The sequence below is a fragment of the Streptomyces sp. NPDC031554 genome (genome assembly GCF_055580685.1).
The window spans coordinates 21,252-34,549 of record NZ_JBVIKX010000018.1 but is presented as its reverse complement, the minus strand read 5'-3'; the positions used below and the strand labels follow the sequence as shown (position 1 = coordinate 34,549).

The window sequence follows — 13,298 nt, the reverse complement described above, 5'->3', positions numbered from 1 at the left end:
TCCTGACACCGGGGTAATCCGTGAAAAAGCTCTCCGCACGACGACGCCATCCGATGGCGGCGCTCGTCGTCCTCCTCCTCGCGCTGGCATGCACCGGGGGGCTGTACGCCGCGTTCGCACCCGCGGGCAAGGCGCAGGCAGACGAAACCGCACAGTCCCTCGCCATCGACGAGGGCAAGAAGCTCTACGCCGTCGGCTGCGCCAGCTGCCACGGCACCGGCGGTCAGGGCACCTCCGACGGTCCGAGCCTGGTCGGCGTGGGCGCCGCGGCCGTCGACTTCCAGGTCGCCACCGGCCGGATGCCGGCCGCGACCTCCCAGGGCGCCCAGGTGCCCAAGAAGAAGAACATCTACACGCAGGCCGAGATCGACCAGCTCGCCGCGTACATCGCCTCGCTCGGCGCCGGCCCCGCCGTCCCCACCGAGGCCCAGTACGGCCCCGAGGGCGCGGACATCGCCAAGGGCGGTGACCTGTTCCGCACCAACTGCGCCCAGTGCCACAACTTCACCGGCAAGGGCGGCGCCCTGACCCGGGGCAAGTACGCGCCTTCGCTGGAGGGCGTGGACCCGAAGCACATCTACGAGGCCATGCAGACCGGCCCGCAGAACATGCCCTCCTTCCCCGACACCACCATGTCGGAGCAGAACAAGAAGGACATCATCGCGTACCTGGACGCGGTCAACAGCTCCGACTCGGAGAGCCCCGGCGGTCTTGAGCTGGGCGGCCTCGGGCCGGTCAGCGAGGGCCTCTTCGGCTGGATCTTCGGTCTCGGCGGGCTGATCGCCGTCGCCGTGTGGGTCGCCGCCCGGACCGCAAAGGCCAAGAAGTCATGAGTAGCCAAGACATCCCAGAAGAGAACCTGCCCGCTGCGCAGGAGCACGCCCACGGAGCCGTAGGCGTCGCGGACGAGAAGCACCCGTTCGCCGACCCCGGGCTGCCGCCGCACGAGCACCGTGTGCAGGACATCGACGAGCGGGCCGCCAAGCGGTCCGAGCGTGCGGTCGCCTTCCTGTTCACGCTGTCGATGCTGGCCACCGTCGGCTTCATCGCCTCCTACGTGGCGATCCCGCACGACAAGTCGGTCTTCATCTTCCCGCTCGGCCACATCAGCGCGCTGAACTTCGCGCTCGGTCTGACGCTCGGCGCGGCCCTGTTCTGCATCGGCGCGGGCGCGGTCCACTGGGCCCGCACCCTGATGTCCGACGTGGAGGTCGCCGACGAGCGGCACGCCATCGAGGCGTCGCCCGAGGTCAAGGCCAAGGTCATGGCCGACTTCCGGGACGGTGCCCGGGAGTCCGCGCTGGGCCGCCGCAAGCTGATCCGCAACACGATGTTCGGTGCGCTGGCCCTGTTCCCGCTCTCCGGCGTCGTCCTGCTGCGCGACCTCGGTCCGCTGCCCGAGGACAAGCTGCGGCACACGCTGTGGTCCAAGGGCAAGCTGCTCGTCAACATGAACACCAACGAGCCGCTGCGTCCCTCGGACGTCGCCGTCGGTTCCCTCACCTTCGCCAAGCCGGAGGACCTCGAGGAGGACGACCACGACTTCCAGACCCAGATCGCCAAGGCCGCCCTGATGATCGTCCGCATCCAGCCGGAGGACATCAAGGACAAGCGCGAGCTCGAGTGGTCGCACGAAGGCATCGTGGCGTACTCGAAGATCTGCACCCACGTGGGCTGCCCGATCTCCCTGTACGAGCAGCAGACGCACCACGTGCTGTGCCCCTGCCACCAGTCCACCTTCGACCTGTCCGACGGTGCCCGAGTGATCTTCGGTCCCGCCGGTCACGCCCTGCCGCAGCTGCGCATCGGCGTGAACGACGAGGGCTACCTCGAGGCGCTCGGCGACTTCGAAGAGCCCGTCGGTCCTGCCTTCTGGGAGCGCGGATGAGTAACAAGGACGACCGCCGCAAGGCGCCCGCGGGCGAGCGGGTCGCCGACTGGGCCGACGGCCGCCTGGGGATCTACTCCCTGGCCAAGGCCAACATGCGCAAGATCTTCCCGGACCACTGGTCCTTCATGCTGGGTGAGATCTGCCTCTACAGCTTCATCATCATCATCCTCACGGGTGTGTACCTGACGCTGTTCTTCCACCCGTCGATGAACGAGGTGGAGTACCACGGCAGCTACGTCCCGCTGCAGGGCCAGCTGATGTCCGAGGCCTTCAACTCGACCATGCACATCTCCTTCGACGTGCGCGGTGGTCTGCTCATCCGGCAGATCCACCACTGGGCCGCGGTCATCTTCCTCGCCGGCATGTTCGTGCACATGATGCGCGTCTTCTTCACGGGCGCCTTCCGCAAGCCGCGCGAGATCAACTGGCTGTTCGGCTTCCTGCTGTTCGTCCTGGGCATGTTCACCGGTTTCACCGGCTACTCGCTCCCGGACGACCTGCTCTCGGGCACCGGTGTCCGCTTCACGCAGGGCGCGATCCTGTCGGTGCCGATCGTCGGCACCTACATCTCGATGTTCCTGTTCGGCGGGGAGTTCCCGGGCGGCGACTTCGTCGCGCGGTTCTACTCGATCCACATCCTGCTGCTGCCGGGCATCATGCTCGGGCTCGTGGTCGGCCACCTGATCCTGGTCTTCTACCACAAGCACACCCAGTTCGCGGGTCCCGGACGCACCAACAAGAACGTCGTCGGCATGCCGCTGCTGCCGGTCTACATGGCCAAGGCCGGAGGCTTCTTCTTCCTGGTCTTCGGCGCCATCGCGGCCATCGCCGGCATCGCGTCCATCAACCCGATCTGGGTGCTGGGCCCCTACCGTCCGGACCAGGTGTCCACCGGCGCCCAGCCCGACTGGTACATGGGCTTCGCCGAGGGCCTGATCCGCGCGATGCCGGGCTGGGAGATCAACTTCTGGGGCCACACGCTGGTCATGGGCGTGTTCGTCCCGCTGGTGCTGTTCGGTCTGTTCCTCGGTGTGATCGCCATGTACCCGTTCATCGAGTCGTGGGTCACCGGCGACAAGCGCGAGCACCACATCCTGGACCGCCCGCGCAACGCCCCGACCCGTACGGCCTTCGGTGTCGCCTGGGTCACCGGCTACCTGATCATGCTGATCGGTGGTGGCAACGACATCTTCGCCACCCACTTCCACCTGTCGATCAACGCGGTCACCTGGTTCGTCCGGATCGGCTTCTTCGCCGGACCGGTCATCGCCTTCGTGATCACCAAGCGGATCTGCCTCGGCCTCCAGCGCCGCGACAGGGACAAGGTGCTGCACGGTCGCGAGACCGGCACCATCAAGCGCCTGCCGCACGGTGAGTTCATCGAGGTGCACGAGCCGCTCAGCCAGGAGGCGCTCTACACGCTCACCTCGCACGAGCAGTACGAGCCCGTCGAGATCGGCCCGACGGTCGACGAGAACGGCGTCGAGCGCAAGGTGAAGCGCACCGAGAAGGTCCGCGCCAAGCTGAGCAAGGCGTACTACGGCGAGGAGAGCCAGATCGCCAAGCCGACCGTCGAGGAGTACAAGGAGATCACGAGCGGCCACGGCCACCACTGATCACTGCGTCGCCACGCACCCCAGAAGGGCCCCGTCCGGTGTACGGACGGGGCCCTTCGCCCTGTCCGCGGCTGGATAGGGTGGAACCGTAGAGACGCGCGTCCCGCGGAGCGGGACCCCATCGACCCAGGAGCGGCTTATGAGCGCTGTGACCCCCGCCGGAGGCGACACCGCGGCGGACCGTTCCTGGCCCGAGGTGCTGAACGCCCTGCTGTCCGGCCACGACCAGAGCGCCGACGCCACGGCGTGGGCGATGGACCGGATCATGCGCGGCGAGGCCACCGACGCGCAGATCGCCGGCTTCGTGGTGGCGCTGCGCGCCAAGGGCGAGACCGTCGAGGAGATCAACGGACTCGTCCGCGCGATGTACGCGCACGCGAACGTCATCGAGGTGCCCGGCCCCTCGGTCGACATCGTCGGCACGGGCGGCGACGGCGCGAAGACGGTCAACATCTCCACGATGTCCTCGATCGTCGTCGCCGGCACCGGCGTCAAGGTCGTCAAGCACGGCAACCGGGCCGCGTCCTCCGCCTCCGGCGCCTCGGACGTCCTGGAGAAGCTCGGCGTCCGCCTCGACCTGACCCCGCGGCGGGTGGCCGAGGTCGCCGAGGAGGCCGGCATCACCTTCTGCTTCGCCGTCACGTTCCACCCGGCGCTGCGCCACGCGGGCGCCGCGCGCGGCCAGCTGGGCATCCGCACGGTGTTCAACGTGCTGGGCCCGCTGACCAACCCGGCCAGGGTCCGGGCCCAGGCGGTCGGCGTGGCGGACCCGCGGATGGCGCCGATCGTCGCCGGCGTCTTCGCCGAACGCGGCCACTCCTCGCTGGTGTTCCGCGGTGACGACGGCCTCGACGAGCTGACGACGACCTCCACCTCCCGGGTCTGGGTGGTCCGTGAGGGCAAGGTGACCGAGGAGTCCTTCGACCCGCGCGACGTCGGCCTCGACCTCGTTCCCGTCGAGGCCCTGCGGGGTGCCGACGCCTCCTACAACGCCGAGGTGGCGCGCAGGCTGCTGGACGGCGCGACGGGCCCGGTCCGCGACGCCGTCCTGCTGAACTCGGCGGCCGCCCTGGTCGCCCTGGAGCCGACCGGGGCGCCGCTCGCCGAGCAGTTGCGCGCCGGCATGGCCAGGGCCGCGGAGTCCCTCGACTCGGGGGCGGCGAAGCGGACGCTGGAGCGCTGGGCGGCGGCCACCCACGCCTGAACACGGCCGCCCGCGCGCCGAACACGGCCACCCGCGCCCGGACCGGGACAGCGGTCGGCGGGGCGCGGTCCGGACTCCCGCCGTCTCAGGGAACGGACCGCGCCTTGCGCGCCGGTGATCGTGTGGCAAGATGCTGTACCAGGTCATGAGTGACAGTCATGAGGCCCCGGCCGACTGTCCGGCAACCCTCCGTCCGTGGCGGGGTGCCCCGGGTGAAGACCAGGCCGTGGACAGAAAGGTCCACGGCAAGCGCGGACCCCTCGCACGCTTCTGACCGAGCGAGGGCAGGGGTCCTGGTCGTCGAGGAGCCCTCCGTGAGCAAGCGAATGCACTAGGGCCGCAGAGCCCCGCCTCCGCATCCCTCTTCACTCTTCCCCGCGCTCGAGCCGTAGTCGCTCGCGTGGTGAATACCCCTGCCTCTCACGGGAGTTCAGCCATGTCCGTCTCCACCGTTGCCGCCGACCCGACGCTTCGCACCCCGCTGCCCGTCCTGGGGCGGGACGTCACCGTCCCGCTCGTCACCGGCGGCGAGATCGGCTACGCGGCCCTGGACTACGCCGCCAGCGCGCCCGCCCTCCAGCGCGTCTGGGACGACGTGGCCGCCTACGCCCCCTACTACGGCAGCGTCCACCGCGGCGCCGGACACCTCTCCCAGCTCTCCACCGACCTCTTCGAGAACGCCCGCCGCACGGTCGCCGACTTCCTCGACTGCCGGCCCGACGACCAGCTCGTCTTCACGCGCTCCACCACCGACTCCCTCAACCTCCTGGCCGCCGCCCTCCCCGCCGGCTGCCAGGTCTTCGTCTTCGAGACCGAGCACCACGCCGCGCTGCTGCCCTGGAAGAACGCCCGGGTCACCTTCCTCGACGCCCCGCGCACCCCGCGGCAGGCCGTGGCGACCCTGGAGCGGGCCCTCGCCGGCCGCGACGGGCACGGCCCGGCTTTGGTCTGCGTCACCGGTGCCTCCAATGTCACCGGCGAGCTGTGGCCCGTACGCGAACTGGCCGCCGCGGCCCACGCCCACGGCGCCCGGATCGTCCTGGACGCCGCCCAGCTCGCCCCCCACCACCCGGTGTCCGTCCGCGACCTCGACGTCGACTGGGTCGCCTTCTCCGGCCACAAGCTGTACGCCCCCTTCGGCTCCGGGGTGCTGGCCGGCCGCGCCGACTGGCTGCGGGAGGCCGAGCCGTACCTCGCCGGTGGCGGCGCCAGCCGCAGGGTGACCCGGCGCGAGGACGGGGGAGTGGACGTGGAGTGGCACGAGGGCGCCGCCCGGCACGAGGCCGGCTCCCCGAACGTCATCGGGGCCCACGCCGTCGCCTCCGCCTGCAGGGCCCTCACCGAGGCGGGCTTCGACACCCTGGTGGCCCGCGAGCGGTACCTCGTGGAGAAGGTCCGCACCGGCCTCGCGCGGGTCCCCGGGGTGCGGATCCTGTCCCTCTTCGGTGACGACGCGCCGCGGGTCGGCGTGATCTCCTTCGTGGTGGACGGCTGGAACAGCTCCCACCTCGCCGCCGCGCTCTCCGCCGAGCACGGCATCGGCGTCCGCGACGGCCTCTTCTGCGCCCACCCCCTGGTACGCACCCTCCTCGGCGGCGACCCCCGCGGCGGGGGCGAGTGCGGCGCCCCCGGGGCGGCCCCCGGCGAGGAGTCCCTCAGCGCGATCCGCGTGAGTTTCGGCGCGGGCACCCCCGACGAGCACGTCGACCGCTTCGTGGCGGCGGTGCGGGAACTGGTGACCGAGGGTGCGAAGTGGCGCTACCGCACGCAGGACGGCCGCTGCGTCCCGGCGGTGTAGCCGGCGGCCTCCCCGCAGGGGGCGGCGCCCCGCAGGGTCAGGAGTCCAGCCCGATGGCGAACGCGGCCTCGAGGTCGTGCTGCGAGTAGGTGCGGAACGCGACGTGCGTGTCCGTCGCCTCCACGCCCGGGATCTTGCTGATCCGCCCCGGGATCACCTCGGCGAGGTCCTCGTGCTGCCGCACCCGCACCATGGCGATCAGGTCGTAGGTGCCGGTCACGGAGAACACCTCGCTCACGGACTCCAGCGAAGCGATCGACTCCGCGATCTCGGGGATCCGGTCCACGCTGGTCTTGATGAGGACGATCGCGGTGATCACGGCTGGTTCTCTCCCTCGGGGGCCGGAGCTGGGCTGCCGCCCACTCTAGTGCCGCGACAGGCGACGTCCGCCCCGTCGCGACGCCCGGCACGCACGCTCGCCGCACCGGCCGAAGTCCCCGGCACGTCCCGTACGAGGGACTCCGGCCGGCACGCCGGGAGCACGCACCGGACGCCGCTCCTTCACGGGCGGACGCCGCCCGCCACGGCACTGGTGGGCCGGGTGAAGCGGGCCCACGCGTAGCCGAAGCCCAGCCCGAAGCCCACCAGGTGCGCCAGGTACGCCACGCCCGGCCCCTCCCCGGCGCGGCCCGCCGCCACCCATTGCAGCGCCGCCCAGAAGGGCAGCACGACCCAGGCCGGGAACCGCAGCGGCAGGAAGAGCAGGAACGGCAGGAGACTGGTGACGCGGGCCCGGGGGAACAGGTACAGGAACGCGCCGAGCACCGCCGAGACCGCCCCGGAGGCACCGACCAGGGACTGTCCGGAGTCGGCGTTGGCGGCGGCGTACCCCAGCAGTGCCAGGGCGCCGCAGCCGAGGTAGAAGAGCGTGAACTCGACGCGGCCCATCCGGCGCTCGGTCATCGCCCCGAAGACGTGGAGGAAGAGCATGTTGCCCAGCAGGTGCACCCAGCCGCCGTGGACGAACAGGGCGGTGAAAGGAGTGAGGGCGGAGTGCGGCACGCCGTCGAACACGTCCGCGGGGATCACGCCCCACCGACGGAAGTAGGCGCGTTGCGCGAGCGCCGCCCCCTCGCCGGTGCCGTACGCCGGATCGAGGCCCGAGGCCGGGCCGATCACGAAGACCAGGCAGCACAGGGCCGTCAGTCCGTACGTCACGGGCGCCACCGGGTGTCGGACGGCCCGCCCCAGCAGCCTGCTCCAGTCGCCGATCATGGCTACAGAGCATGACGCAACGGGACGTAACGGACCCCGTCGCCTCGCCGCCGTGGACGGACGGGCGGCGCGGACCCGCCAGGCCGTAGGGTTACGAGCCACATGCTCCGGGGAGCCTCGGGCGCGGCCCGGTCCCGGAGGACCGACACTAGAAGGAAGCGGACGGTCACGATGACGGTTCCCCTGCCGACCGCCACGACGCGGTGGCGCTGCACTCTCTGCGGCAACCTCACGCGGTTCGACGTGACGCGCTCGTCGAAGGTCGTCGAGTACGTCCACCTCGATCTCGCCGGTGAGGCGAAGGTGGAGGAGCGCGAGGTGGTCAGTGAGACCATCGAGTCGGTGCGGTGCCGTTGGTGCAACGCCGTGGATCAGGTGGAACTGGTGGACCGGCCGGGCGCCGGCTCCTGAGGATGGGGGCCGCCCCGCTCGAGCGAAGTCGAGAGTGGGGGAGGGCCCCGCACGGAATTGGGGTGTGACGGATGGTGGAGACCACGGACGGGGAGCCGGGCGACGGCGCCGCCGAGGTGCTCGACCGTCCGCTGCCCGACGGGGTGCGGCGCCGGGTCGTGCAGATCGTCGCGGACGGCTTCGGCGGCCTGACCGTCGCCGAACTGCCCGCCCAGTTGCGGCAGTACGCCCGGTTCGCCCCGAACCGGCGGGCCAAGTTCGCGGGCAACGCGATGGCCGCCGCGCTGGAGACCGACCCGCTGTTCCGGCAGCGCATCGCGGAGAAGCTCAGGGAGGCCCAGCCGGAACTGGCCGACGCCCTGGACGCCGGTTCGCCGCCCCCGGCCGCGGACCCGCTCGACGTGGCGGCCGCGGCCTACGTGCTGCGCCCCGCCGGCTGGGTCAAGCTGGTCACCGCCGCCGGCGAGGAGGCCCTGCGGGCGGACGCCGAGCGGGCCGACGAGGAGAGCCGGGCGGAGCTGGAGCGGCTGCGCGAGCAGCTCGCCGAGGCCCGTGAGCTGACCCGGACCGAGACCGAGCGGCTGCGCGCCGAGCTGGACGCGGCGAAGCGGGAGGGCGACGCGCTGCACCGCAAGTTGCGGTCGGCCCTCAGTGACGTCAAGCGCGGCGAGGCCGCACTGCGCAAGCTCCAGGGCGAGATGGACGCCGTACGGAGCGAGGGGCAGGCGCAGGTGTCCGCCGCCGAGAGCGAGTCGCGGCGGCTCAAGGCGCGGCTCGGCGAGGTGGAGGCCGCGCTGGAGGCCACCCGGCGGGCGGCCCGCGAGGGGCGCAGCGTCGAGGACATGCGGGTGCGGCTGCTGCTGGACACCCTGCTGGAGTCGGCCCAGGGGCTGCGCCGGGAACTGGCGTTGCCGCCGGTGTCGGTGCGCCCGGCGGAGACCGTCGACGCGGTGGAGCCCGGCCGGATGACCCCGAAGGACATCGCGGCCCGCGCGCTGTCGGAGAACGACCCCGCGATCCTGGACCAGTTGCTGGCGCTGCCGCAGGCGCATCTCGTCGTCGACGGCTACAACGTCACCAAGACCGGTTATCCGCAGATGCCGTTGGAGAAGCAGCGGCTGCGGCTGCTCGGGCAGCTCTCGGCGCTCGCCGCGCAGACCGGCGCCGAGGTCACCTGTGTCTTCGACGGTGCCGAACTGGTCGCGCCGGTGCTGCTGGCGCCGCCGCGCGGGGTGCGGGTGCTGTTCTCCAAGCCGGGGATTACCGCCGACGAGCTGATCCGTCAGCTGGTGCGGGCCGAGCCGCCCGGCCGGCCGGTCATCGTGGCCTCGACGGACCGGGAGGTGGCGGACGGGGTCGCCAGGGCGGGGGCCCGTCCCGTGGCTTCTGCGGTACTCCTGAAGCGACTGACCTGAAGGTCAACGTAAAGGCCCAATGCCCGAATTGGCGCAATCGTCACGCAACGTAGCGTCAATCACGCGTCACTGCACGTGGGTTGAGGGTAAAGAATGCAGTGCGTCACCGATTTTTTCGGCTCCAGGATTTGAAGTGATCACAGGAGGGTCACTAGGGTCTGCCTTCGAACCTCCGCACGAGTGATCACTCACATGAAGGAGCTCGCTCTCCGTGGCGTCCCACCGTCGACCCAAGCAGCCGAGTCGCGCTCGCGTGACCTTGCTGACCACCGCGGCCGCCGCCGCCGTCGCCCTGAGCTCGCAGGCCGCCAACGCCGCGCCGAGCGAGAAGCCCAGCAAGGACGAGGTCAAGTCCAAGGTCGACAAGCTCTACGAGGACGCGGAGCAGGCCACCGAGAAGTACAACGGCGCCAAGGAGAAGCAGGAGAAGCTCCAGAAGGAGATCTCCACGATCCAGGACGACGTCGCCCGCGGCCAGCAGGAGCTCAACGAGCTGCGGGACTCCATAGGCCAGGCGGCCGCGGCCCAGTACCGCTCCGGCAGCATCGACTCCTCCCTCCAGCTGTTCCTGTCGTCGGACCCGGACGACTACCTGGACAAGGCGTCCGCCGCCGACCAGCTGAGCGCCCAGCAGGTCGACTCCCTGAAGAAGATCCAGGACAAGCAGCGCGAGCTGGCCCAGGACCGCGCGGAGGCCTCCGACAAGCTCAAGGACCTCGCCTCCACCCGTACCGAACTGGGCAAGAAGAAGAAGGAAGTCCAGGGCAAGCTCGCCGAGGCGCAGAAGCTCCTCAACACGCTGACGGCCGAGGAGAAGGCCGCGCTGGCCGCCTCCGACGCCCGTGCCAGCCGTGATGCCGGCGAGCGCGTCGACCTCGGCAACACGGGTGCCGCCTCCGGCCGCGCGATGGCCGCCTTCCAGGCCGCCCAGAGCAAGATCGGCTCGCCCTACTCCTACGGCGCCACCGGCCCCTCCACCTTCGACTGCTCGGGCCTGACCTCCTGGGCCTTCGCCCAGGCCGGCGTCAGCATCCCGCGCACCTCCCAGTCCCAGGCCAACGCCGGTACGCGCATCTACTCCCAGTCCGACCTCAAGGTCGGCGACCTGGTCATCTTCTACGGCGACCAGCACCACGTCGGCTTCTACGCGGGCAACGGCCAGGTGCTGCACGCCCCGCGCACCGGCACCGTCGTGCGCTACGAGTCGATCAACAACATGCCGTACCAGTTCGGCGTCCGCATCTGAGCCTCCGTCCGGCCGCGCCGGCCGAGCGCCCGAACGGGCGAATCGCCGCGACGTGAACCGACCCCGCACCCCGCCCATGACCTGCGTCAGAGGCGGGGTGCCGCGTTGTGCGGCCGCCGATCGTCTTTGGCGGGCCCCCCGTCGCGCGGCTACTGTCTGCCGCGTTTCCCCGGCACGCGTGCCGGGGAACGGTCCCTGTCCGCCAGAGGAAGGAACGCGGCTTCCCGTGGGGTTCCATCGCCGCCTTGCACCGTCCGGGTCCGACCGGGGCGCCCTGTGCGTCCTGTCCGCCGCCGCCGTCCTCGGCGCCGTCGCCACCATCGCCGTACCGGCCGCGGCCGCCCCGCACGAGGACGTCCGCGCCGAGGTGGACCGGCTCTACGAGACCGCCGAGAAGGCCACCGAGGCCTTCAACGCGGCCGGGGAGCGGGCCGCCACCCTGCGCCGGCAGGTCGGGGACTCCCAGGACCGCGTCGCCCGCGGACAGGAGCGCGTCAACGAGCTGCGCGAGCGGCTCGGCGCGCTGGCCGGCGCCCAGTACCGCTCCGGTGGACTCGACCCCTCCCTGGCGCTGCTGTTCTCCGACGACCCGGCCGACTACCTCGACAAGGCCTCCGTCCTCGACCGCATCACCACCCACCAGGCCGGCGAACTGAGGGACCTGCGGCAGGCCCTGCGCGAACTGACCCAGGAACGCGCCGAGGCCACCCGCAGACTCGGCGAGCTGGAGAAGAGCCGCGAGGCGGTCGGGAAGCACAAGCGGACCGTCGAGCGCAAGCTCGCCCGGGCCCGGCGGCTGCTGAACTCCCTGCCGCCCGCCGAGCGCGCCGCCTACGACCGGGCGTCCCGCTCCGGCCGCTTCGGACCGCCCGGCCCCGAGGACGCCGGCGCCGTTCCGGGCCGCGCCGCCGCCGCCCTGGCCGCCGCCCGCTCCGCACTGGGCAGACCGTACGTCTGGGGCGCCAACGGGCCCACCGGCTTCGACTGCTCGGGCCTGATGCAGTGGTCGTACGCGCGGGCCGGGGTCTTCCTGCCGCGGACCTCGCAGGCACAGGCGCACGCCGGACGGCGGGTCCCGCTCTCCCAGGCCCGGCCCGGCGACATCGTCACCTACCGCTCCGACGCCGGCCACGTCGGCATGTACGCGGGCAACGGCCAGGTCATCCACGCCCCCTACCCGGGCGCGCCGGTGCGCTACGACCCGGTCGGGATGATGCCGGTGTCGTCGGTGACCAGGCCCTGACCGGCGCGGGCGGCGCCCGCCTTCGGGGTTCGGCCCGGGGCGGCCCCCCGTACGATCGGGGGGATGGCTGGTCGCAGGCGGGCGCGCGGATCCGGAGCCGTGGGGCTCGCGGTGCTGCTGCTCGTCCTGCTCGTGGGCTGCGGCGGGCGGCCTGCCACCGACGCCGCCCGGGCCGAGGTCCAGCGGGTGCTGGACCGGCGGGCCGCCGCCGTCCTGGCCCACGACGCGGCCGCCTACGCCGCCACCGGGGACCCCGCCGGATACACCCGGCTGCGGGCCGTGCCGCTGGCCGCCTGGTCCTACCGGGTCACCGCCCTCCGGCCCGACGAGAGCGGGGCCGAGGCCGACGCGGAGCTGAGCTACCGCGTCGAGGGCCACGACCGGGGCCCGGTGACCGTGGCACGCGTCCTGCGCCTGACCCGCGACGCCGGCGGGCGGTGGAACGTGGCCGCCGAGGAGCCCGCGCGCGGGTCCGGCCGGCAACTGTGGGACCAGGGCACGGTCACGGTCGTCCGGGGCGCCCGCAGTCTCGTCCTCGGGGTCGGCCGGTCCGACGAGCAGCTGCGGACCTTCGCGGCGCTCGCCGACCGGGCCGTCCCCGCGGTCTCGCAGGCGTGGGGCACCGGCTGGGCCCGGCGGGTCGTCGTCCTCGTACCGCAGTCGCTCGACGGCATGGCGGCGCTGCTCGGCTCGCCCGCCTCCTCCTACCGCGGGATCGCCGCGGTCACCACCGGGGAGACGGGGGGCGGGACCGACGCGCCGGCCGACCGGATCGTCGTCAACCCGGACGCCTTCGGCATGCTCGGTCCGGTCGGCCGGCAGGTGGTGCTCACCCACGAGACCACGCACGTCGCCACCCGGGCCGACACCAACGCGGCGACCCCGCTGTGGCTGTCGGAGGGGTACGCCGACTGGGTCGGCTACCGCGGCACCGGCCGCACCCCGGACGAGGCCGCGCCCGAACTGCGGAAGGCCGTCCGCGAGGGCGGCCTGCCGGACGGGCTGCCCTCCGACGCCGACTTCGGTTTCGCCGGCGACGCGGCGCGGCTGGCGCGGGCGTACGAGGGCGGCTGGACGGCCTGCCGGATGATCGCCGGGCGATGGGGCGAGGAGGAGCTCCACGCCTTCTACCGGGCCGTGGGGGAGCACGGGGAACGGCCCGGTGCGGTGGAGGGGGCGATGGAGAGCGTGCTGGGCACGACCCCGGAGGACTTCACGGCCGACTGGCGGCAGTACCTCCGCAACGAACTGGGCTGAGC

Annotated in this window: 12 protein-coding genes and 1 riboswitch; of the genes, 10 read left to right on the top strand and 2 right to left on the bottom strand. The window is 72.1% G+C overall.

The features are described 5' to 3' along the window. Window positions 1–20: 20 nt before the first annotated feature. From qcrC to ACZ5FU_RS32515, 5 genes are all read left to right on the top strand, one after another. A complete protein-coding gene (qcrC, locus tag ACZ5FU_RS32535) occupies window positions 21–833 on the top strand; it encodes a cytochrome bc1 complex diheme cytochrome c subunit (protein WP_451776562.1) in 813 nt (270 codons plus the stop codon). Further along, entirely contained in the window at window positions 830–1,888 is a 1,059-nt protein-coding gene (gene qcrA / locus ACZ5FU_RS32530) for a cytochrome bc1 complex Rieske iron-sulfur subunit (RefSeq protein ID WP_451526407.1), read from the top strand. Before qcrC ends, qcrA begins: the two co-directional genes overlap by 4 nt. Beyond that, window positions 1,885–3,507, top strand: a complete 1,623-nt coding sequence (qcrB, locus tag ACZ5FU_RS32525) for a cytochrome bc1 complex cytochrome b subunit (RefSeq protein ID WP_451526406.1) — start codon at window positions 1,885–1,887, stop codon at window positions 3,505–3,507. Before qcrA ends, qcrB begins: the two co-directional genes overlap by 4 nt. A gap of 139 nt (window positions 3,508–3,646) precedes the next feature. Next, entirely contained in the window at window positions 3,647–4,711 is a 1,065-nt protein-coding gene (gene trpD / locus ACZ5FU_RS32520; RefSeq protein WP_451776563.1) for an anthranilate phosphoribosyltransferase, read from the top strand. A 141-nt stretch (window positions 4,712–4,852) separates the two neighbouring features. Further along, window positions 4,853–4,969: riboswitch (SAM riboswitch) on the top strand. Between the two features lie 178 nt (window positions 4,970–5,147). Then, the gene (locus tag ACZ5FU_RS32515) at window positions 5,148–6,509 is read left to right on the top strand and encodes an aminotransferase class V-fold PLP-dependent enzyme (protein ID WP_451526404.1); all 1,362 of its coding nucleotides are present in this window, start codon (window positions 5,148–5,150) and stop codon (window positions 6,507–6,509) included. A gap of 37 nt (window positions 6,510–6,546) precedes the next feature. On the opposite strand, the gene ACZ5FU_RS32510 is transcribed toward ACZ5FU_RS32515, so the two are convergent. Both ACZ5FU_RS32510 and ACZ5FU_RS32505 read right to left on the bottom strand, forming a co-directional pair. Next, window positions 6,547–6,828 (bottom strand): Lrp/AsnC family transcriptional regulator, encoded by a 282-nt coding sequence (locus ACZ5FU_RS32510; protein ID WP_367323768.1) that lies wholly within the window; start codon window positions 6,826–6,828, stop codon window positions 6,547–6,549. A gap of 182 nt (window positions 6,829–7,010) precedes the next feature. After that, the gene (locus tag ACZ5FU_RS32505; protein ID WP_451526403.1) at window positions 7,011–7,724 is read right to left on the bottom strand and encodes a rhomboid family intramembrane serine protease; all 714 of its coding nucleotides are present in this window, start codon (window positions 7,722–7,724) and stop codon (window positions 7,011–7,013) included. Window positions 7,725–7,895: 171 nt separating this feature from the next. On the opposite strand from ACZ5FU_RS32505, the gene ACZ5FU_RS32500 reads away from it, so the two are divergent. The 5 genes from ACZ5FU_RS32500 to ACZ5FU_RS32480 all read left to right on the top strand — a co-directional run bounded on the left by ACZ5FU_RS32500 (window position 7,896) and on the right by ACZ5FU_RS32480 (window position 13,296). Further along, on the top strand, window positions 7,896–8,135 hold the full coding sequence (locus tag ACZ5FU_RS32500; RefSeq protein WP_073491882.1) for a hypothetical protein: 240 nt from the start codon (window positions 7,896–7,898) through the stop codon (window positions 8,133–8,135). A 71-nt stretch (window positions 8,136–8,206) separates the two neighbouring features. After that, window positions 8,207–9,550, top strand: coding sequence for an NYN domain-containing protein (locus ACZ5FU_RS32495; protein WP_451526402.1), 1,344 nt, complete (start codon window positions 8,207–8,209; stop codon window positions 9,548–9,550). A gap of 211 nt (window positions 9,551–9,761) precedes the next feature. Beyond that, complete coding sequence (locus tag ACZ5FU_RS32490; protein ID WP_451526401.1) at window positions 9,762–10,796, top strand: NlpC/P60 family protein; 1,035 nt, start codon at window positions 9,762–9,764, stop codon at window positions 10,794–10,796. Window positions 10,797–11,022: 226 nt separating this feature from the next. Continuing rightward, window positions 11,023–12,039, top strand: a complete 1,017-nt coding sequence (locus ACZ5FU_RS32485) for a C40 family peptidase (RefSeq protein ID WP_451776566.1) — start codon at window positions 11,023–11,025, stop codon at window positions 12,037–12,039. A 63-nt stretch (window positions 12,040–12,102) separates the two neighbouring features. Next, window positions 12,103–13,296: a hypothetical protein gene (locus ACZ5FU_RS32480; RefSeq protein ID WP_468837212.1), complete on the top strand. Its 1,194-nt coding sequence runs from the start codon at window positions 12,103–12,105 to the stop codon at window positions 13,294–13,296. The last annotated feature ends 2 nt before the right edge of the window (window positions 13,297–13,298 follow it).

What these genes read in the sequence shown, in the direction of transcription:
- qcrA (WP_451526407.1), top strand. Translation starts at nt 830, where the DNA reads ATGAGTAGCCAAGACATCCCAGAAGAGAACCTGCCCGCTGCGCAGGAG.
- qcrB (WP_451526406.1), top strand. Translation starts at nt 1,885, where the DNA reads ATGAGTAACAAGGACGACCGCCGCAAGGCGCCCGCGGGCGAGCGGGTC.
- trpD (WP_451776563.1), top strand. Translation starts at nt 3,647, where the DNA reads ATGAGCGCTGTGACCCCCGCCGGAGGCGACACCGCGGCGGACCGTTCC.
- ACZ5FU_RS32515 (WP_451526404.1), top strand. Translation starts at nt 5,148, where the DNA reads ATGTCCGTCTCCACCGTTGCCGCCGACCCGACGCTTCGCACCCCGCTG.
- ACZ5FU_RS32505 (WP_451526403.1), bottom strand. Translation starts at nt 7,724, where the DNA reads ATGATCGGCGACTGGAGCAGGCTGCTGGGGCGGGCCGTCCGACACCCG.
- ACZ5FU_RS32500 (WP_073491882.1), top strand. Translation starts at nt 7,896, where the DNA reads ATGACGGTTCCCCTGCCGACCGCCACGACGCGGTGGCGCTGCACTCTC.
- ACZ5FU_RS32495 (WP_451526402.1), top strand. Translation starts at nt 8,207, where the DNA reads ATGGTGGAGACCACGGACGGGGAGCCGGGCGACGGCGCCGCCGAGGTG.
- ACZ5FU_RS32480 (WP_468837212.1), top strand. Translation starts at nt 12,103, where the DNA reads ATGGCTGGTCGCAGGCGGGCGCGCGGATCCGGAGCCGTGGGGCTCGCG.